The 19,729-nt window shown below is 57.2% G+C and carries 22 protein-coding genes; 16 read left to right on the top strand and 6 right to left on the bottom strand.

The annotated features are described in order from the left end of the window. From AC2FLO_RS04460 to AC2FLO_RS04440, 5 genes are all read left to right on the top strand, one after another. Positions 1–1,389: a TadA family conjugal transfer-associated ATPase gene (locus AC2FLO_RS04460; RefSeq protein ID WP_496751526.1), complete on the top strand. Its 1,389-nt coding sequence runs from the start codon at positions 1–3 to the stop codon at positions 1,387–1,389. Beyond that, entirely contained in the window at positions 1,386–2,354 is a 969-nt protein-coding gene (locus AC2FLO_RS04455; protein ID WP_496751524.1) for a type II secretion system F family protein, read from the top strand. The genes AC2FLO_RS04460 and AC2FLO_RS04455 overlap by 4 nt, the downstream gene beginning before the upstream one ends. A gap of 13 nt (positions 2,355–2,367) precedes the next feature. Continuing rightward, positions 2,368–3,360, top strand: a complete 993-nt coding sequence (locus AC2FLO_RS04450) for a type II secretion system F family protein (protein ID WP_496751522.1) — start codon at positions 2,368–2,370, stop codon at positions 3,358–3,360. Positions 3,361–3,507: 147 nt separating this feature from the next. Then, positions 3,508–4,185, top strand: coding sequence for an orotate phosphoribosyltransferase (locus AC2FLO_RS04445; RefSeq protein WP_267366868.1), 678 nt, complete (start codon positions 3,508–3,510; stop codon positions 4,183–4,185). 259 nt (positions 4,186–4,444) lie between these two features. Beyond that, entirely contained in the window at positions 4,445–5,935 is a 1,491-nt protein-coding gene (locus AC2FLO_RS04440) for a replicative DNA helicase (protein WP_496751519.1), read from the top strand. Between the two features lie 155 nt (positions 5,936–6,090). Here AC2FLO_RS04440 and AC2FLO_RS04435 read toward each other — a convergent pair whose 3' ends face one another. Then, on the bottom strand, positions 6,091–6,630 hold the full coding sequence (locus AC2FLO_RS04435) for a GNAT family N-acetyltransferase (protein ID WP_496751517.1): 540 nt from the start codon (positions 6,628–6,630) through the stop codon (positions 6,091–6,093). Positions 6,631–6,870: 240 nt separating this feature from the next. On the opposite strand from AC2FLO_RS04435, the gene alr reads away from it, so the two are divergent. The 3 genes from alr to AC2FLO_RS04420 are packed head-to-tail and all read left to right on the top strand — an operon-like array spanning position 6,871 to position 9,427. Continuing rightward, complete coding sequence (gene alr, locus AC2FLO_RS04430; RefSeq protein WP_496751515.1) at positions 6,871–7,905, top strand: alanine racemase; 1,035 nt, start codon at positions 6,871–6,873, stop codon at positions 7,903–7,905. Further along, entirely contained in the window at positions 7,902–8,684 is a 783-nt protein-coding gene (locus AC2FLO_RS04425; protein ID WP_209503739.1) for an MlaE family ABC transporter permease, read from the top strand. Before alr ends, AC2FLO_RS04425 begins: the two co-directional genes overlap by 4 nt. Then, positions 8,681–9,427, top strand: a complete 747-nt coding sequence (locus AC2FLO_RS04420; RefSeq protein ID WP_496751513.1) for an ABC transporter ATP-binding protein — start codon at positions 8,681–8,683, stop codon at positions 9,425–9,427. The genes AC2FLO_RS04425 and AC2FLO_RS04420 overlap by 4 nt, the downstream gene beginning before the upstream one ends. Here the strand turns inward: AC2FLO_RS04420 and AC2FLO_RS04415 are convergent. Then, a complete protein-coding gene (locus AC2FLO_RS04415; protein ID WP_480584607.1) occupies positions 9,424–9,852 on the bottom strand; it encodes an acyl-CoA thioesterase in 429 nt (142 codons plus the stop codon). The two genes, AC2FLO_RS04420 and AC2FLO_RS04415, sit on opposite strands and share 4 nt — an antisense overlap. 104 nt (positions 9,853–9,956) lie before the next feature. Here AC2FLO_RS04415 and AC2FLO_RS04410 point away from each other — a divergent pair, with 104 nt between their 5' ends. The 6 genes from AC2FLO_RS04410 (at position 9,957) to AC2FLO_RS04385 (ending at position 15,880) form a co-directional block, all read left to right on the top strand. Continuing rightward, entirely contained in the window at positions 9,957–10,406 is a 450-nt protein-coding gene (locus AC2FLO_RS04410) for a paraquat-inducible protein A (protein WP_496751511.1), read from the top strand. Positions 10,407–10,473: 67 nt separating this feature from the next. Further along, positions 10,474–11,835: a DNA repair protein RadA gene (gene radA / locus AC2FLO_RS04405; RefSeq protein ID WP_496751509.1), complete on the top strand. Its 1,362-nt coding sequence runs from the start codon at positions 10,474–10,476 to the stop codon at positions 11,833–11,835. A gap of 40 nt (positions 11,836–11,875) precedes the next feature. Beyond that, positions 11,876–12,469 (top strand): CvpA family protein, encoded by a 594-nt coding sequence (locus tag AC2FLO_RS04400; protein ID WP_267364181.1) that lies wholly within the window; start codon positions 11,876–11,878, stop codon positions 12,467–12,469. 653 nt (positions 12,470–13,122) lie between these two features. Continuing rightward, the gene (purF, locus tag AC2FLO_RS04395) at positions 13,123–14,646 is read left to right on the top strand and encodes an amidophosphoribosyltransferase (protein ID WP_496751507.1); all 1,524 of its coding nucleotides are present in this window, start codon (positions 13,123–13,125) and stop codon (positions 14,644–14,646) included. A gap of 298 nt (positions 14,647–14,944) precedes the next feature. Continuing rightward, positions 14,945–15,193: a hypothetical protein gene (locus tag AC2FLO_RS04390; protein ID WP_496751506.1), complete on the top strand. Its 249-nt coding sequence runs from the start codon at positions 14,945–14,947 to the stop codon at positions 15,191–15,193. Between the two features lie 42 nt (positions 15,194–15,235). Beyond that, positions 15,236–15,880 (top strand): SDR family NAD(P)-dependent oxidoreductase, encoded by a 645-nt coding sequence (locus AC2FLO_RS04385; protein ID WP_267364183.1) that lies wholly within the window; start codon positions 15,236–15,238, stop codon positions 15,878–15,880. Between the two features lie 60 nt (positions 15,881–15,940). On the opposite strand, the gene AC2FLO_RS04380 is transcribed toward AC2FLO_RS04385, so the two are convergent. The 4 genes from AC2FLO_RS04380 to AC2FLO_RS04365 all read right to left on the bottom strand — a co-directional run bounded on the left by AC2FLO_RS04380 (position 15,941) and on the right by AC2FLO_RS04365 (position 18,459). Then, positions 15,941–16,783: an ATP-binding protein gene (locus tag AC2FLO_RS04380; RefSeq protein ID WP_496751504.1), complete on the bottom strand. Its 843-nt coding sequence runs from the start codon at positions 16,781–16,783 to the stop codon at positions 15,941–15,943. A gap of 117 nt (positions 16,784–16,900) precedes the next feature. Then, entirely contained in the window at positions 16,901–17,779 is an 879-nt protein-coding gene (tatC, locus tag AC2FLO_RS04375; protein WP_267364186.1) for a twin-arginine translocase subunit TatC, read from the bottom strand. Then, complete coding sequence (tatB, locus tag AC2FLO_RS04370; protein WP_267364187.1) at positions 17,776–18,234, bottom strand: Sec-independent protein translocase protein TatB; 459 nt, start codon at positions 18,232–18,234, stop codon at positions 17,776–17,778. The genes tatC and tatB overlap by 4 nt, the downstream gene beginning before the upstream one ends. A 6-nt stretch (positions 18,235–18,240) precedes the next feature. Beyond that, positions 18,241–18,459 carry a twin-arginine translocase TatA/TatE family subunit gene (locus tag AC2FLO_RS04365; RefSeq protein WP_496751500.1) on the bottom strand — a complete coding sequence of 73 codons (219 nt, stop codon included), beginning with the start codon at positions 18,457–18,459 and terminating at the stop codon, positions 18,241–18,243. Positions 18,460–18,681: 222 nt separating this feature from the next. Here AC2FLO_RS04365 and AC2FLO_RS04360 point away from each other — a divergent pair, with 222 nt between their 5' ends. Together AC2FLO_RS04360 and AC2FLO_RS04355 are read left to right on the top strand one after the other, a co-directional pair. After that, positions 18,682–18,987, top strand: a complete 306-nt coding sequence (locus AC2FLO_RS04360) for a hypothetical protein (RefSeq protein ID WP_267364188.1) — start codon at positions 18,682–18,684, stop codon at positions 18,985–18,987. Positions 18,988–19,008: 21 nt separating this feature from the next. After that, on the top strand, positions 19,009–19,680 hold the full coding sequence (locus AC2FLO_RS04355) for a helix-turn-helix transcriptional regulator (protein WP_496751499.1): 672 nt from the start codon (positions 19,009–19,011) through the stop codon (positions 19,678–19,680). Positions 19,681–19,729 lie beyond the last annotated feature (49 nt).

The raw sequence follows: 19,729 nt of genomic DNA, 5'->3' as shown, positions 1-19,729 counted from the left end.
GTGTTTAACGAGTACAAATCACGCCGGGCCGCGTCCAAATCGAACGTGTTGGTTCTGGAACGGCCGATCGAGGTGTCAAAGTCCAAAGCAACACCAGAGCCGGTGGACGTTGACCTGCAAGCGCATCTGGAGCTTAAAAGCCGTCTGCACAGTGAGCTTCTCGACCGTCTGAACCTGTCAGTGATCGACAAGGTCGAACGGTCCGAACTGAAACGTCAGATCGCCGCGCTGGTCACCGGGCTGATCGAGGCCGAACGCCTTCATTTACGGTCCGAGGCATTTACGGCCCTTGTTGATGAGCTCATTCACGAAGTGATGGGTCTGGGCCCGCTGGAACCCCTTTTGGAAGACCCGACCATCAACGACATTCTCGTCAACTCTTATGATCAGGTCTATGTGGAACGATTTGGCCTGCTGGAGCAATCGTCCGTGCGCTTTCGCGACGAACGCCATCTGCTTCGGATCATTGACAAGATCGTCAGCCGGGTCGGCCGCCGTATTGATGAATCCCAGCCATGGGTCGATGCGCGTCTGGAAGACGGAAGCCGGGTCAATGCGATTATCCGCCCGTGTTCAGTTGATGGGCCGGCGCTGTCGATCCGCAAATTCTCACGCAATCCTCTGACCATCGACAAGTTGGTCCAGCGGGACAGCATGAACGAACAGGCCGCCAAGCTTCTGGCCGCGCTGGTCGAAGCGAGGCTGAACATTCTTATTTCTGGCGGCACCGGTTCGGGCAAGACAACAATGCTGAATGCCGTTTCATCCTATATCGACGGCAAGCAGCGTATCGTGACAATCGAAGATGCGGCCGAACTTCAGTTACAGCAAAGCCATGTCGTCCGCTTGGAAACCCGCCCCCCCAACTCGGAAGGTCAAGGGGTGATCACGCAGCGGGATCTGGTGCGCAACGCGCTCAGGATGCGGCCTGACCGCATTATTGTCGGCGAAGTCCGTGGTGCCGAATGCTTTGACATGCTTCAGGCCATGAATACGGGACATGACGGCTCCATGACGACCGTACATGCGAACTCGGCCCGCGATGCGCTCAGCCGGGTCGAACAGATGGTGACGATGCTGGGGGCTGACCTGCCCGTCAGAACCATCCGGTCTCAAATCGCCTCGGCCATTCAGATCGTCCTGCAACTCAGCCGTCTGAGCGACGGGACACGCAGGGTCGTCAGTATTTCCGAAATCACGGGCATGGAAGACGATACGATTACGATGCAGGACATCTTTGTCTTCAAGCGCCGTGGCAAGTCTGAAAACGGCGACGTTCTGGGAGAGTTCCTGCCAACCGGAATACGGCCAAAATGCTTCGACCAGCTGGTGGCGGCGGGTGTCGATGTGGACACCAACATGTTTATTCACGGGGCGACGGCATCATGATTGACCTTCAGCCCAACATACTGAACATCCTGATCTACGTGTCGATTTTTCTGGGTATTCTGCTTGCCTACGAAGGCGTTCACCAGCTTCTAGCGCGCAAGGAAACGCATGGCGAAGCCAGAAACCGCCGCATGAAACTGATCCAGAACGGGGCTTCGACAGATCAGGTGTTGCAGCTGCTCCGCGATCCCGCAATGCTGGCTGCTGGTGAAAAAGCCGGGCTGATTACGCGGTTTCGCCGTCTGCTTGTGCAAGCCGGTTTGGCGGTCAACCCGGTTTGGGTGGTTCTCGCCGTCTCCCTTCTGGTTTTGATGATCTTTTTCGGGGCCTCCCGGTTCCTTGCCCCGGAACTGGCGGTCATTCTGAGCGCTGTGTTCGGCCTCATCAGCCCGATCCTCCTGCTGGTCGCCATGAAAGACGCCCGCTCGAAGAAACTGACGAAACAATTGCCTGACGCGTTAGACCTGATGGCCCGAGGGCTGAAGGTGGGGCATCCCGTTGCAGTGACGGTTGGAAACGTTGCCTCTGATCTGCCGGATCCGATCGGGTCAGAGTTTGGCATCATCAAAGACCAGATCAACTATGGTGATGACGTCGCGACCGCCTTTCACGACTTTGCGCACCGCGTCGGAACAGAGGATGCAAAATACCTTGCCGTAAGTATCGGCATTCAGCATGGAACCGGCGGCAACCTGTCCCGCGTTCTAAGCATTCTGTCCCAGACCATCCGGGACCGACACACGATGCAAAAGAAGATCAAGGCAATTTCCGCCGAAGGTCGCCTGAGCAGCCTTATCCTCACGATTTTGCCGGTCATCATTTATCTTTCGATCGAGATCTCCACGCCAACATTTTACGGCGACGTACGCAGCGATCCGCTGTTTCCGTATTTCGCCCAGGTGATCATTGGCCTGACAATTGCCCAGGGTTTCATCCTGAAGCGGCTGGTTAAATTCAGATTCTAAGGGGAATTGGGATATGGATATTCTTCAGGACATTCTAAACAATCCGCGCGTCACACCGCAGTTGATCCTGTTGGTCGGAATTGCCCTTAGTGTTTTCTTTGTCGTCATGGGCCTTTCCGGATTTACGGCAAGTGAAAACACGGCAGCACGCCGTATGCGCGTTGGGTCGGCTTCACAAGGGCATGGGCAGGATTTTGACCTTATCCAGGGTGACAACAGCGACCCGCACGGGCTGCTGAAAGCCTTCGTCCCGTCGTCAAAACGCGAACGCTCCAGGATCGGGAAGCTGTTGAAACAGGCCGGAATTCGGCAAAAGCACGCCATTCGCACCTATTATACCTTTCGGGTCGTCCTGGGATTTGTGTTGCCTGCCGCGTTCGTCGCAACCATGGCTTTGCCGATCGAAACGCAAGTTCAGTTAGGGATCGCCGACCTTTTGCAGGGTGTTACCTGGATAAACACAATGCAGATCGTGACGGCACTGATGGTCCTGGGCTTTTATGGCCCGGCACTGTGGTTGCGGCGCCGCATAAAGAAACGCCGCCAGGCCATCGAACACAGCCTGCCTAACGCGCTTGACCTGTTGCAAGTCGCCATCGAGGCCGGGCTGGGCTTTGACGCGGCGATGATCCGGGTCTCGCATGAAATGGCCAAGGCAGCTCCGGAAATCTCGCAGGAGTTTTCGGTTCTTCAACTGGAGTTGCAAGCAGGCAAAGAACGTCAGGCCGCCTTTCTGGACATGGCGAACCGGGTCGGTATCGACGAGATGAACTCGTTCGCGAACGCCTTCTTGCAATCCAACCAGTACGGCACCAGCATATCCGCATCGTTACGCCGCTTCGCCACTGACATGCGGCTTGACCGAGAGCTTCGCGCCCAGGAAAAGGCAAACCGTCTGCCTGTGCAGATGTCTGCTGTGATGGCCATGTGCATGATGCCTGTCCTATTGCTGATTTGTCTGGCACCAATGCTGATCCGGTGGGTCAACATGTTCGGGCAAGGGTAACGCAGCGACACTGTTGTTCGCATAGCATTATGCCGGAAACAGCGGACCTTAGGGGGGTCCGCTTTTCTTTTGTTCCAACAGCTCTCGACTCCGGGCCAAGGGTCGGGCTATCAGCCCGAAACATCTTTTCATCGCCGAGGTCCCGCCATGATCCCCAGTTCTTTTCCCGACAGCACTGAAATCGCTCGCCTGACGGCCCGGATGCTGCTGGAGATCAAGGCCGTCCATTTCAACGCGCGCGAGCCGTTCACGCTGGCAAGTGGCCTTCCCAGCCCGACCTATATCGATTGCCGCAAGCTGATCTCCTACCCGCGCATTCGTTCCACGTTGATGGATTTTCTGACCGTTACGGTGATGCGGGACGCGGGTTTTGAAGCCTTTGACAACATTGCGGGCGGCGAAACTGCGGGCATCCCCTTTGCCGCGATGGTGGCCGAACGTATGGCATTGCCGATGACCTATGTGCGCAAAAAACCCAAAGGTTACGGGCGCAACGCCCGTATTGAAGGCGCGATGAGCGAAGGTGAACGTGTGCTGCTGGTCGAGGACCTGACTACCGATGGCGGTTCGAAACTGTCCTTCGTCGATGCAATTCGCGAAACTGGTGCCACCTGCGGGCATACGGCTGTGATCTTCTACTACGGTATCTTCCCCGAAACCGAGAAGACGCTGGGCGACCATGGTGTAAAGCTGCATCACCTTTGCACGTGGTGGGATGTTCTGGCCGAGGCCAAGGCGCAAAAAGCCTTTGATCAGGAAACACTTGACGGGGTCGAGGCGTTTCTGAACGACCCGCGAGGCTGGCAGGACGCGCGAAAATCGTGATTTTCAGCCTGTGGACGGCTTGGGGATATTTGATTTTCGAATCGCATCAAAGCGCCCCTATCTAGTCATGATATCCAGCCAACACACCAAATGTTGCGATAACGCTGCGCCCGTGTAAAACTGGGGCTAAGTTACCCCCATTGGGGTGGGCAGTTATCCCAAGGCGGGGGGCAGTTATACTAACTTACCCCCATTCATTTGCAGATAGCTTGAACCGGGGTGTGGCGTGTAGAACCTCGGAACGGGCAGCGGGGACATGATGAACGAGATCAGCAGTATCGAGCAGGCAGCGGCGCATATTCAGAACGCCGAAACCATGCCGCATTCCATTGAGGCTGAACAGCAGCTTCTGGGTGCAATTCTGACGAATAACGACCTTTACGACCGGGTCGCTTCGATCATTGGGTCCGAGCATTTCTATGACCCGGTTCATGCCCGCATCTATGAGGTCGCCGCCGCACGCATTGCAAAGAACGCGCTGGCCTCGCCTGTAACGTTGAAATCCTTCATGGCCGAGGATGAGGGCCTGAAGGAACTGGGCGGGCCCGCCTATCTGGTCAAACTGGCCGGCGCGTCGATCAGCGCCTTTGCGGTACATGACTACGCCCAGATGATCTATGACCTCGCCATCCGGCGCGAGTTGATCCGCTTGGGCCGCGACATCTCCGACAAGGCCGCGCGGGTCGATGTAGCCAGCGAACCGAAAGAACAAATCGTCGAGGCCGAACAACAGCTTTATCAGCTTTCCGAGCAGGGCCAGACCGAACAGGGGTTCCAGTCCTTCCTCAAGGCGGTCACAGAAGCCGTCAATGTCACCAACGAAGCTTACCAGCGCGGTGGCGGCATGGCTGGGATCTCGACCGGTCTGGTCGATCTCGACAAACAACTGGGTGGTCTTCACCCCTCGGACCTGATCATTCTCGCAGGTCGTCCGTCGATGGGGAAAACCTCGCTGGCGACCAACGTGGCCTTCAACGTGGCCAAAGCATACAAACGCGGTCTGAAACCGGATGGTTCCGAAGGCGCAATTGACGGCGGGGTCGTCGGCTTTTTCTCACTTGAGATGAGCGCTGAACAGCTGGCGGGGCGCGTTCTGGCCGAGGCGTCCGAAATCTCTAGCCACAAGATCCGTCAGGGCGACATGACCGAGGCCGAATTCCGCCGTTTCGTTGAGGCGGCCAAAGAACTTGAAGCCTGCCCGCTTTTTATCGACGACACGCCCGCCCTTCCGATTTCTCAGCTTGCCGCACGCGCGCGACGGTTGAAACGCACACATGGGCTGGACCTGCTGGTGATCGACTATCTGCAACTGTGCCGCGGCATGTCCGACAACCGGGTTAACGAGATTGCCGAGATTTCAATGGGCATGAAAGCAATCGCCAAAGAACTGAACATTCCGGTGATTGCCCTGTCGCAGCTTTCCCGCCAGGTCGAAAACCGCGACGACAAACGTCCGCAACTTTCTGACCTGCGGGAATCAGGCTCGATCGAACAGGACGCCGATGTCGTGATGTTCGTGTTCCGAGAAGAGTATTACAAAGAACGTGAAAAACCCGGCGATCACGAGCTTGAGAAGATGGAAGAATGGAAGCAGGCCATGGAACGCCTGCACGGCAAGGCCGAGATTATCGTTGGCAAACAGCGCCACGGTCCTATCGGCACGGTCGAGCTGTCATTCGAGGCGCAATTCACCCGGTTTGGCAATCTGGTCAAGCCGTGGCAGCAGGGTGGCGAGATCGAAGGTTATTGATCGCGAAAGGACAGCCTTACTTGGGTTTTCCCGACTTTCCTTTGATTGTTGGCAAAGCAATAACGTTCTCTGAGCTTTTCGCGCGATTCAGGATCTGGTGCGCGAACCAAGAATGAGGTCCACCCGCCTATTTTCTGACAGATTGAACCATGCACTCACCAAAGCGTCGGATTGTTCAATGCAGACACGCATTGCGACGGGCCGCTAAGTGGCGCAAGCGCCTGACCATCCAGCGACTGCCCCAGCCAGCCATGCGGATGGCTCAGCTTTAGCGGCGGTTGTGCAGTGGCCTCAGAAACCTGCTTAAAACCTGTTTTTCGATAATAAGCGGGATCACCATAGGTGAGTGCCACATTCACGCCTGATGCCCGCAGGCAGTCCAGACCATAGGCAATCAAAGCCTGTCCAATCCCGGCTTTTTGCCTGTCTGTTCGGACAGCCATAGGCGACAGGATAAATACCCGGCGCGTATCCTGTGGAAACAGCATTCGGGAAAAGATGGCGCAGCCAAGCAGCACCTGATCGTGACGCGCGGTGCACACCATCAGGTCCTGTGGTGGGGTGGTATCGATCATCTCTTGAACAAAAGCTTCGATAACCGCCCCCTCGTCCGGGCCTTCCGACGCCGAAAATACTTCTGCGAAAAACCGGGCTGTTTCGGACGGATCTGGCGTTTGTTCGGTATAAAAATCCATGATTTCCTCGGCATATGCCGCAGCACCGTTTATTGCCGCGATGGGACGATCTTGTTCTCAACATCACTTTAACACCTATGTGAAGACAATCCCGAAAACGGCTTAATACAGCAGTAAGTCGCCAAAATGTCTGCTTTTTTGGGTGTTTTCCGCCGTATCTGTCGCATGGTGGGCGCAATCTGTCGCGGAAAAAGCCCTTTCCCTCTTGACCTTGGACGGCGCAATGTCATGAACAGTCCCATGAGTACTGCACGTTTGACGATCAATCTTCAGGCCCTCGCCAGAAACTGGCGGGCACTCGACGCGAAAACCGGGGTCGAAACCGGCGCCGTGGTCAAGGCAGATGCCTATGGGTTGGGCGCAGGACCTGTCAGCGACACGTTGGCGGAAGAAGGTGTTCGCAAGTTTTTCGTGGCTGCCGCAGAAGAAGGCGCAACCGTTCGCGAGGCAGTTGGCCCCGGCCCGGTGATTTTCGTTTTTTCGGGACATATGGAAGGCGATGCCGACCTGCTGCGCGGCAACGACCTGATACCGCTGATCAACTCGCCGGAACAGTTTCAACGCCACACAGAGGCCCTGCCCGACCACCCGTTTGGTATCCAACTGGACAGTGGCATGAACCGGCTTGGTCTTGAACCTGCCGACTGGGCTGAGTTGCGTTCCAAGGCCGAAGCCTTGAACCCGGCGCTCATCATGTCTCATCTGGCCTGCTCGGACGAGCCGGACCACCCGATGAACCAGCAACAACTGAAAACCTTCCACGAGATGACTGATGGGGTCGCCGCGCCGCGGTCTCTGGCGGCGACGGGCGGGATGCTTTTGGGACCTGAGTTTCATTTCGATTTCTGCCGCCCGGGCATCGGCCTTTACGGCGGCATGCCCTTTGCCGGTGCAAAACCCGTTGTAACCGTCGACCTTCCTGTCATTCAGGTGCGCAAGTTGGCCGTGGGCGAGACCGTGGGTTATGGAAACACCTGGGTGGCGCGTCGGCCGTCCCGGATCGCCACCGTTGCTGCCGGCTATGCAGATGGCCTGCATCGCGCTATTGGCGGCGGCATCGACACATTTGCGGGCGACCAACCCTGCCCGGTTGTTGGACGAATCTCGATGGATCTGATCACCGTGGACGTCACAGACTTACCTAAGGACCCGGAGCGTCTGCGCATTCTCAATGGTCATCAAACCGTTGATGATCTGGCCGAGGCCGCTGGTACGATTGGCTATGAAATCCTAACATCCATGGGCAATCGCTATTCGCGGGGCTACGTGGAATGAACCCAATCAGCGCGCTGGGGGGGCTGGGCCGCACCGTGCTGGGCCTGCTTGCGGCCTTTGGCCGGGTGGCCCTGTTCGCGCTTGATGCAGTGTCGCATATCCTGCGCCCACCCTTCTATCCGCGTGAATTCGGGATGGCCCTGCTGAATATCGGCTGGCTGTCCCTGCCCGTCGTCGGCCTGACCGCCATTTTCACCGGCGGCGCGCTGGCCTTACAAATCTATGCAGGCGGTGCACGGTTTAACGCCGAGGCTGTCGTGCCCCAGATCGTCGCCATCGGCATGGTGCGCGAACTTGGCCCGGTTCTGGTCGGCCTGATGATCGCCGCGCGCGTGACGTCGTCCATCGCGGCCGAGATCGCCACGATGAAAGTGACCGAACAAATCGACGCTCTGGTCACGCTGTCGACCCATCCGATGAAATACCTTACTGCTCCACGTGTGCTGGCCGCGCTGATCACCGTGCCTGCACTGGTCGCCGTAGGTGACGTTATCGGGATTGCGGGCGGGTACACTGTCGCTACGCAGAATCTGGGCTTCAACCCGGCGGCGTATCTGAAAAACACGGTCGATTTCCTTGAGATGCGCGACATTGTATCGTCTCTGGTCAAAGGCGCGGCCTTTGGCGTGATCGCGGCTATCATGGGTTGCTATTACGGCATGAATTCGGGCCGCGGCGCACAGGGTGTCGGTCGCGCTACCAAAGGGTCGGTCGAGGCCGCAGCCGTGTTGATCCTCGCCGCAAACTTTGTTCTCACAGGGGTGTTCTTCTCGCTATGATCCGGATGGAGAACGTACATAAAGCCTTTGGCGACAACCATGTGTTGCAAGGCATGAACCTTGAGATTCCCAAAGGCACCTCAATGGTGATCATTGGCGGCTCGGGCACCGGCAAGTCGGTGGCATTGAAGTGCATTCTGGGCTTGATCCACCCTGACAGTGGCGTGATCTACGTGGACGGCAAAGATGCACAATCCGGTGACAGGGATGCGTTTCTGGCCAGGTTTGGAATGTTGTTTCAGGGCGGTGCTCTGTTCGACTCGCTGACCGTCTGGCAGAACGTCGCCTTTCGCCTGCTGCGTGGATCCTTGAAACGTCCAACCGAGGAAGCGCGCGAGATCGCCATCGAAAAACTGCGCCGCGTGGGCCTGAAATCCGACGTGGCCGACCGTTTTCCGGCAGAACTGTCAGGCGGGATGCAAAAACGCGTGGGCCTTGCCCGCGCCATCGCCGCCGAGCCTGAGATTATCTTTTTTGACGAACCCACCACCGGCCTCGACCCGATCATGTCCGGCGTCATCAACGACCTGATCCGCGAAATCGTGACCGAGATGGGCGCCACCGCGATGACCATCACCCACGACATGAGCTCGGTCCGCGCGATTGCCGACAACGTGGCCATGCTGCACGGAGGTGTGATCCAGTGGACCGGCCCTGTCAGCCAGATGGATGCCTCGGGTGATCCCTATGTGGAGCAGTTCATCAGTGGGAGCGCTGTGGGGCCGATTGAGGCGGTGCGCTAATCCTCCTCACTCACTAGCCAGTTTTTCGCGCTTGCGACAACCTCATCTGGAAGCAATTCGGCTTTTCGAGTTTCGAGATTTAACAAGACGCATTTGAACACTGTTGAGAATACAGTTTTTCTGTCGGCAGAGCGCAGCAATCTGTGTCGGAAGGTGACCGACTTTCCGCCTATTTCTAGTACCTCACTCTCCATCTGAATTGCCTCCCCCGCTCGAAGTTCGGCGAGGAAACTACTCTCCGCATGTACGACCGCAAATGAGAGCTTCCGTCCCGAACGCATATCGTCTGCGTTCAGTCCCATCTCCGATTGGATAGCAAACACCGAATCTGAGCAAGCCGCAAAGTATCGCGAGACATTCATATGCCCCAGAAAATCGCAATCCGAAGGATCAACAATTGACTTGAAAGCCACAAAAGCTGGCATTTGACTTCTCCCCACTGACAAAAACGAGTTTGAATTCTTGAATTAAGCTAACACATAACTGAAACGCGTCGCCCGATTGGCGGCGGAACACCTAAAAAGTAAATATGACCCTCCGCCTCGCCACCCTCTCCCTCCTGATCCTCTACCCCATCGCGTGGTTCGCCCCGCTGATGCGCGCAGGGTTTCTGCCGATCTTTGGCCTCAGCGAAATCAGCGTCATCACCGGCCTCCAATCCCTTTGGAAATCCGACGTCTTCCTCGCGCTGATCGTCACCATTTTTGCCCTTTTCGCGCCCTACATCAAAACCATTGGCACCGCCCTGATACAGTGGAACCTGCTAGATGCCCGCGTACAACCCGCGCTGAACATCCTAGGCAAGCTGGCGATGGCAGATATCTTCCTGATCGCGCTTTACATCAGCCTGGCCAAAGGTATCTCTTACGCCACTGTTGAGCCCGCATGGGGTCTTTACCTGTTCACCGTCTGCATCCTTGCCTCCATCGCTTTGGGCATTCTCACCGAACGCCAATGCAAAACCATCGCTCGGACATAGGGCGCTGACAACGAGGAAAGCCCAGCAAGGGCTTGAAGAACCGTCCGTCCTCGGGCACCAAGACGTCATGGCAAAACCAACCTTCTCTTGCTCCGCCTGCGGCGCATCCCATTCCCGCTGGTCGGGCCGCTGCGAAGGGTGCGGCGAGTGGAACTCGATCATCCAGGACGTACCTCTGTCGGCAGGCCCAGCCAAGAAATCGCTGGGATCGAAACGCGGGCGGTCGATGACGCTCACCGATCTGTCGACCGAGGAAACCCCGCCACCCCGCACACTCTGCGGAGTGGAAGAGTTGGACCGGGTGCTTGGTGGCGGGCTTGTTCCCGCATCTGCCCTGTTGGTGGGCGGCGACCCCGGCATCGGTAAATCCACCCTGCTGCTGCAAGCGGCTGCCCGATTTGCCCGTGCTGGCGTCAAGACGATCTATGTCTCGGGTGAAGAAGCCAGTGCGCAGGTTCGCATGCGGGCGCGCCGCCTTGGGCTGGAAAATGCGCCGGTGCAACTTGCTGCCGAAACCAACCTGCGCGACATTCTTACCACGCTTGAAGCCGAGAAACCCGGTCTGGCGATCATCGACTCGATCCAGACCATGTGGGCCGACAATGTCGACAGCGCGCCGGGGTCCGTGTCGCAAGTCCGGGCGGCTGCTCATGAATTGACCACCTTTGCGAAACGGCACGGCGTGTCGATCATCATGGTCGGACACGTCACCAAGGAAGGCCAGATCGCAGGCCCCCGTGTTGTCGAACACATGGTCGATACGGTGCTGTATTTCGAGGGCGAGCGCGGCCATCAGTTTCGTATCCTGCGGGCGGTCAAGAACCGCTTTGGTCCCGCCGACGAAATTGGCGTGTTCGAGATGACAGGCAAAGGGCTGGCGCAGGTCACCAACCCCTCGGCCTTGTTCCTGTCGGAACGCGGTACGCCCAGCCCTGGCTCTGCCGTCTTTGCCGGGATTGAGGGCACTCGGCCCGTTCTGGTCGAATTGCAGGCCCTTGTCGCCCCGTCACCCCATTCGCAACCACGCCGGACTGTGGTGGGCTGGGACAGCGGGCGGCTGGCGATGATCCTTGCCGTGCTCGAAGCGCGTTGCGGCATTCCTTTTGCGGGTCTCGACGTCTATCTGAACGTGGCCGGCGGGTTGAAAGTCAGTGAACCCGCCGCCGATCTGGCCGTTGCTGCCGCACTGCTCAGCGCGCGCGAGGACACAGCCCTGCCCGCAGACACCGTCGTTTTCGGGGAAATCTCGCTATCCGGGGCACTTAGACCGGCTCCGCAGACAGAAAACAGGTTGAAAGAAGCACAAAAACTTGGTTTCACAGCGGCAATAGCTCCGGCAGGTGGCAAAACCGGTACTGTGGCAGGTCTGACACTCACCCGACCCTCAGATTTGGTGGGGTTTGTTGGCGAAACCTTCGGAGCAGGTTAAAGTCGCGCCTTGAGGGGCAGAAAAAGAACAGGCGAGGGCCATGGAAGGTTTTACTATAATCGACGGGGTGGTTGCCCTGATCATCGTGCTGTCAGGCTTGCTGGCCTACTCGCGTGGGTTCATGCGCGAAGTTCTGGCCATCGCGGGTTGGGTTGCGGCGGCCGTTCTGGCGTTCATCTTCGCCCCGCAGGCTGTACCTCTGGTCAAGGAAATCCCGGTCGTCGGAGATTTCCTGCGTGACAGTTGCGAACTGTCCGTGATCACCGGGTTTGCAGCGGTCTTTGCGGTGGCGCTGATCGTGGTCAGTATCTTCACACCGCTGTTTTCATCACTGGTCCAGCGCTCGGCCCTTGGCGGTCTGGATCAGGCTCTGGGGCTGTTCTTCGGCATCGCTCGTGGCATTCTTCTGGTTGCGATCGCATTCTTCGTTTACGACACCGTCATGACCGGCCAGTCTTACACAATTGTTGATGAAAGCCGGTCGGCCAAGGTGTTTGAACAGTTCAGCGGCCAGATTGAGGAACAAAACCCCGAGGCGGCTCTGGGGTGGGTTACGACTCAGTATGAACAGCTGGTCGCCAGTTGCACGGCAGGAAACGCTGAACCGGCAACAACTGCACCTTCCAACGGCTGATAGAGGCAGATCACCAATTCATGAAAGCCCGGCCCTGCCGGGCTTTTTTGTTGCAGATCAGACAAACCCCTCGCCACCGCACACGGTGCAGCGGATTGTTTTCAAGCCAAAGCATCCGTCACATCGACTGAAAATCGGTTTTCCAAAGATATCTCTGCTTTTGGCGATCTCACCCGCTCCGTTACAGATCTGGCACGACGCGCGCCCCAATCCTCGGCACCGATGGCACCGCTGCCTGATCCGTTCCTGGTTCTTGTGAGGAGGTTTATGCTGCCACATTCAGGTCCCCCCGACGTGCTGAGTTTTAGCAGTTAATGTATGCAATCAGATGCATGACAGCACATATGTTTGCGCATGTCACCATCTTCGTTTTTCTACGTCGACATACGCAAACTTGGCCTGCGGCATTTGGCTATTGTGATCCTTTGATGACAGCCACGCCATTAGGCATTATGTGGGGGCCAACCCGCCACGGAATCGGAGCCACCGATCTTGTCCTTTCTGTACGAATGCGCGCTGATCGCAGTGATGGTCGCCCTAACGGCGTCTTGTTCCTGTGTAGCGAACAATTCCGCGCTGAAGATGCAGAAAGTCCGGTGCCGAACTGCGGCCAATCCTCGAATGAAATCGTCATAGAAGTTGGAGCCCCTTGAATGTGTGGGATTTTAGGAATCGCAAGCCGGACACATGATGTCTTTGCGGAGATCTATGACGGGCTGCTGATGTTGCAGCACCGGGGTCAGGATGCCTCGGGGATCGTGACCTACAACGGCGAATTCTTCCGGGAAAAGAAAGCCAATGGTCTGGTCAAGGACGTGTTCAACGCCCAGGATGCTGAAACCCTTTTGGGTCATATCGGCATGGGGCATGTTCGCTATCCAACGGCCGGATCACTCAGCGCGGCCGAAGCACAACCTTTCTTCGTGAACGCACCCTACGGTATCTATCTTGTTCACAACGGCAACATTACCAACACAGCGGAACAGCGCGAGAAAGTGACCGGGAAATACAGCCGCCACCTGCGCACCACATCGGATTCGGAAATCCTGCTGAACGTGCTGGCCGACAAAGTGGCTGACGCCATCAAGGTGAACGGCAATTCGGACCCGATCCGAAACATCTTTGCCGGTGTGAAGATGACGATGGAGCGGGTTCAGGGCGCCTATTCAGTCATATGTCTGGTGGCAGGTGTTGGCATGCTGGCGTTCCGCGACCCATTTGGCATTCGGCCTCTGTCGGTCGCAAAACGCAATGTCGACGGTCAGGGGGACGATTATGCCTTTGCTTCGGAAGACGTAGCCTTTGGCATCAACAGTTTTGATAAGCTGCGCGATCTGCGCCCGGGCGAGGCCATCCTGATCGACCTGAAAGGCAACATGCACGAGTTTCAGGCGGTCGAAGGTAAGCTGACGCCCTGTATCTTCGAGTATGTGTATCTGGCGCGTCCGGATTCACTGCTGGACGGTGTCTCGGTTTACAAAACCCAGATGCGCATGGGACAGACGCTAGCGAAACAAATTCAGGACTCGGGCCTGGAAATCGACCGGATCATTCCCGTACCCGACAGCGCCCGCCCCGTGGCACTGGAAGCGGCAAAAATCACCGGCATTCCCTATCGCGAGGGGTTGGTGAAGAACCGCTATGTCGGGCGTACCTTTATCATGCCGGGTCAGGCCGAGCGACAGAAATCCGTCCGCCGCAAGCTGAACGCCGTTCCGCTGGAATTCGAAGGCCACAGCGTTCTATTGATCGACGATTCAATCGTGCGCGGCAACACCATCAAAAAGATCGTTCAGATGTGCCGCGACGCCGGGGCCAAGAAGGTTTATGTTGCCAGCGCCTCGCCGCCGGTCAAATACCCCAATGTCTATGGCATAGACATGCCGACCAAGGCCGAGCTGATCGCAAATGGCAAAGAGATCGAAGAGATCCGTGAAGAGCTGGGCGCCGATGCACTGTTCTATCAGCATCTGGAGGACCTGATCTGGGCGGCCCAGGAAGGCAACCCGGACATCCAGGGATTTGATTGTTCCTGCTTTGATGGCAATTACATTACAGGCAGCGTTAGCGCGGATTACCTGGACAGTCTGGAAAACAGCAGCCGTGTCAGCCAGAAACGCGCGGATATGCAAGTTCCGGGCGGGTCGTGGAATGCGGCTAAACTCGCCTCAGGCTGAATGACTCCGCCCACCGAGTGCACGTCCAGCTTCTGTTCAGACCGCGAATCAAACCGTTCGGCATGCAGATAGGACAACCCTATTCAGGGTGGCTCGCACCTATACTGTTCCACCGATGAGTGGAAATCTGCCACAACCCGGCGGCGATTCTTGCACGATCACAGGGACTAACAAAAAGGTCGCTACGTCGTGAAGCGTGGTGTCTGTGAGGGTCTTTTGCTTACCTGATCGTTTTGATATCGGGCGCCAACCACTCACTCGAAATAAGGGGTTCGGAACTCATGCCGGGCCACGGACCATGTCAAACACCAATGTCAAAAACGCGGCCACACAGCAGGGCGCGTTAAACAAGAACTCTGTTTCTGTTCTGGGGGTGTTCGGGCCCATAACCGAACTGCACGCCTTGGTACGCCTGTCATCGGGCCGCGTGAAAGAGGTTGAACCCGGAAGCCGTGTCGCCTCGGGTACGGTGATAGCAATCGACGAACAGGGCATCATGCTGCGACAAAGCGGCCAGACCAAGCGGATCGCCATTCCCGGCAGTTAATCGCGACTTGACGCCCCTCGCGCAGGGGTTCAAACCGCAGCCATGACCGATCAGACAAAAATCGCCCTTATCACCGGGGCCTCTCGCGGGTTGGGCGCTGCGCTGGCCGAAGCGTTGGCACCTGAATACCATATCGTCGCCGTTGCCCGGACCACCGGCGGGCTTGAAGAGCTGGACGATCGTATCAAGGCGAAGGGCGGGTCAGCCACTCTGGCCCCCATGGACATCACCGATCCAAACGCCATGGCGACCCTGTGTCGTGGCATCCATGACCGTTGGGGCAAGGTTGACCTGTGGATGCACACAGCCATCCACACATCAGCACTGACGCCAGTGCATTTTGTTGACCCCAAGGAATGGGCCAAGGCGATCAACACAAATGCAAACGCGACCTCGGTTCTGATCCCCTATGTCTCACCCCTTCTGGGCGAGAGTGGCCATGCGGTGTTTTTTGACGATCCCAAGGCTGGCGAGAAGTTTTATGGCATCTACGGTGCCACCAAGGCCGCGCAGATGGCTCTGGCCCGCAGCTGGGCCGTCGAAACAGAACGCACCGGTCCGCGGGTTTCGGTTGTCGAACCCGCGCCGATGCCCACGGCCGTCCGCGCGCGGTTTCATCCCGGGGAAGACCGGAGCGTGTTGAACAGCACCAAGGATGAAGCTGCACGGATTCTGGCACTGCTTTAGGAAATGGCCCTGACGGGCCATGCCTCTGGCGGGAATATTTGCAGCCAGGTGAAGCCCGGATCAGGCGATATGCACGCCGTTGCGCCCAGCCAGATCGACGAAGAATTGCCAGGCGACACGGCCAGAGCGCGACCCGCGCGTGGCTTGCCACTCAATTGCCTCGGCGCGCAAGATCTCTGCATCAACAGAAACGCCATAGGCGGCGCAATAGCGGTCGATCATCGCAAGATACTCGTCCTGATCACAGGGATGGAACCCAAGCCACAGGCCGAAGCGATCCGACAGCGAGACTTTTTCTTCGACCGCCTCGGAAGGATTGATGGCGCTGGAGCGTTCGTTTTCGATCATATCCCGCGGCATCAGATGGCGACGGTTTGAAGTGGCATAGAAGACCACATTCTCTGGCCTGCCTTCAATACCACCATCCAGAACAGCCTTGAGAGATTTGTAGTGCTGGTCATCGTGGCTGAACGACAGGTCATCGCAAAACAGTATGAACCTGTAGGGCGCTGCGCGCAGATGGTTCAGCAACCGCGCCACCGTTCCCATATCCTCGCGCTGCAATTCGACCAGTTTAAGGTCGGCATAATCAGCGCTCAGAGAGCCGTGCACGGCCTTTACAAGGCTGGACTTTCCCATCCCCCGCGCACCCCAGAGCAGCGCGTTATTTGCCTTGTACCCTGCCGCAAACCGGCGCGTATTGTCCATCAACGTGTCGCGAGAGCGATTGATGCCGACCAGGAGATCCAGATCGACCCGGTTGACATGTGTAACAGGTTCCAGTCGATCCGGCTCGACATGCCACACAAATGCCGGAGCAACGGCAAAATCAGGCGCCGCCAAAGGAGCCGGTGCCATGCGTTCCAACGCCTCGGCGATACGGTTCAGGGCATGGTCGTCCATATGGGCCTCCGGTTTTGTCTTGAGGGGTTCAAAGCACGTTCCAATTGGCACAACAAGAGTTTCAAAAGAAAAAGGCGCGCCCATGGATGGCGCGCCCTTTTGTTTTCGTCGACAGATTTACTTGTCGTCTTCGAATTCCTGCATCAGGTCATCATCCGCTTCCGCTTCATCATCGTAATAACCGTCAGCGCGCAACTGGTCCTCGCGTTTCTTTTCTACTCGCGCGACCAGGAAGATCGAAATCTCGTACAGGCCGTAGACCACCACAAACAGAATGATTTGTGTGATGACATCCGGTGGTGTGACGACTGCGGCCAGAACCAGAATGCCGACCACCGCATATTTCCGAACAGCGCCCAGCCCCTCGGCACTGACCAGTCCTGCCTTCCCCATGAGAGTCAGGAGAACCGGCAGTTGGAAACATAATCCAAAGGCCACGATGAACTTGATCGTCAGGTTCAGATACTCCTGGGCTGAGCCCTGGAACACCACACTCAGCGGTGCCGCATTGACCCCATCGGCCACGGCTTCACCCTCAGCTCCGAATTGCTGGAACCCGAGAAAAAAGTCATAGGCCAGAGGCGTGACGACGTAGAAGGCAAAGCTTGCGCCCAGGAGAAACATAAAGGGCGAAGCCAGCATGAAAGGCAGGAACGCGTTTTTCTCGGACTTGTAGAGGCCCGGTGCTACAAAGCGCCACATCTGCATCCCGATATAGGGAAATGCCAGAATGAACCCACCCAATAGGGAAACCTTGATCGCAACAAAGAACCCTTCCTGTGGGGAGATGAAGATCAGGCCACAATCCTGCCCGCGCTCAGCCAGAACGTCACACAGGGGATTGGTCAGGAAATTGAAGATCGGCGTCGCCACTGAAAAACAGATGATCATACCGACCAGAAACGCCACAACGCTATGGATCAGCCGTGTGCGCAGTTCGGCCAGATGTTCGATCAACGGGGCCGAAGAATCGTCAATCTCGTCGGTTTTGCTCATGTCTTGCTTTCAGTGTTCAGCGCGGCTTCGGCCTCTTCTGCCTTGGCCAGCGCATCGGCTGCTTCCTTGGCCTTGCGCTCGGCGGTGGCACGGGCGGCTGACGCCTGAACCTTTTTGGCCTGCTCGGCCCGCTCGGCCGCTAGTTTACCCGTTTCGCTGTCAGGGTCGAACTTTGTGGGATCGATGCTTTTCGCCATCTCCTGCGCGGCTTGCTTGACACCGTCCATGGCCGATCCCACAGGGTTCACGGCAGCGTTGAGACCTTTCTTGATCTCATTCACTCCGGCCTGATCGGCAGCCTCGTTCATGGCGCTGCTGAACTCGCGCGCCATTCCGCGTGCCTTGCCGACAAAACGTCCGACATTGCGGAACAGCACCGGCAGGTCCTTTGGCCCCACAACGATCAGGGCAACGATGCCGATGACCAGAAGCTCGGTCCAGCCCAGATCAAACATCCGCGCTTACGCCTTGTCTTTCTCGGTTTCAGGTGTGACGTCCTTGGCCAGCTCAGAAGCGTCCTTTTCCAGCTCTTCCGAACCGTCCTTGACGCCCTTCTTGAACGCGGTGATGCCTTTGCCAACTTCACCCATGAGCGAACTGATCTTGCCGCGGCCAAACAGAACCAAAATCACTACTGCGATCAGCAGCAGTCCAGGAAGACCGATATTGTTAAGTGGCATGTCTTTTCTCCTTTTTCGTCGGCACGTTTGCGCGCCGGGAACATCAACTGACTCAGTCTTTACGCCTCGATCGCTGGTCTCAAAAGGCATCTGCAACGGGTTGCGGGCAAAAATTTTGGAAATCGCGAGGAATCTAAGGGGTCGCAATTTTCAACTGACAGGTTTATGTCAGTTGTTATCCGTTAGGGCTTTGGCATCGAAACAAGGTCAATGGAGAATTAAATGACCCACGTTGCTGAAATCGTCACCTTCACGCTGGCCAATGGCACCACGCCGGAAGAGTTCGTGAAACTCAGTCAGGCTTCTGAGGCCTTTGTGCGCAGCGCGCCGGGCTTCGCCCATCGGCAGCTTAGCCAGGGCGAAGATGGTCGCTGGACCGATTATGTTGTCTGGACCGATTTGAAAGCGGCAGAGGACGCCGCTGCGCAGTTTCCGCAACAGGAATGTGCGGCAGGCATGATGGCGGTCATCAATCCCGATAGTATCCAGATGCGTCACGAGAAAGTCCTATGGAACATGACTGCCTAAACGCAGTCAGAACGGCGTGTCATGCGCCGCACTGACCGCCTGTTCGATATCATCCAGATCCTGCGCGATGGCAAACTGCACCGCGCGCAGGACATTGCGGACCGGCTTGAAGTGTCGGTCCGCACCATCTATCGCGACATGGATACGCTTGTTGCCTCGGGCGTTCCGGTCGAGGGAGAGCGCGGTGTCGGCTACATGGTGCGCGAGCAGATCACCCTGCCCCCGTTGAACCTGACCACAGCCGAGCTTGAGGCGCTGAATCTTGGCATGGCCATCGTGGCCGAGGCCGCGGATACTGACCTGAAGGCTGCCGCACAATCGCTTGCCGACAAGATCGACGCTGTTTTGCCAACGCAGGTCGTGGCCGAGGCGGACAGCTGGAAATTCGAGGTCTACCCGTTTGCCGATGCCGCAAGGGGCCTTGCCCATATGGCACCGATCCGCGCAGCCATCAAATCACGTCAGAAACTTCACCTGTCTTATCGCCGCATCGACGGCGTTTTAACCGAACGCACTATCCGCCCGCTCCATATGGAATACTGGGGGAGGGTCTGGACCCTTACCGCCTGGTGCGAACTACGCAACGGATTTCGTGTTTTTCGAATCGACCTGATCGAAGCTGTTTCACCCCTTCCGGAGATCTTCGCCGACGAACCTGGAAAGCGCCTGAGCGACTATGACCCGTACGTCTGACAGGCTTCATCTTTTCAGAAATACTCTCGCCGAAGGCATGGCCCGGTAC

This window comes from Ruegeria sp. TASC047 (genome assembly GCF_059612445.1).
This window is presented reverse-complemented; position numbering and strand designations above follow the sequence as displayed.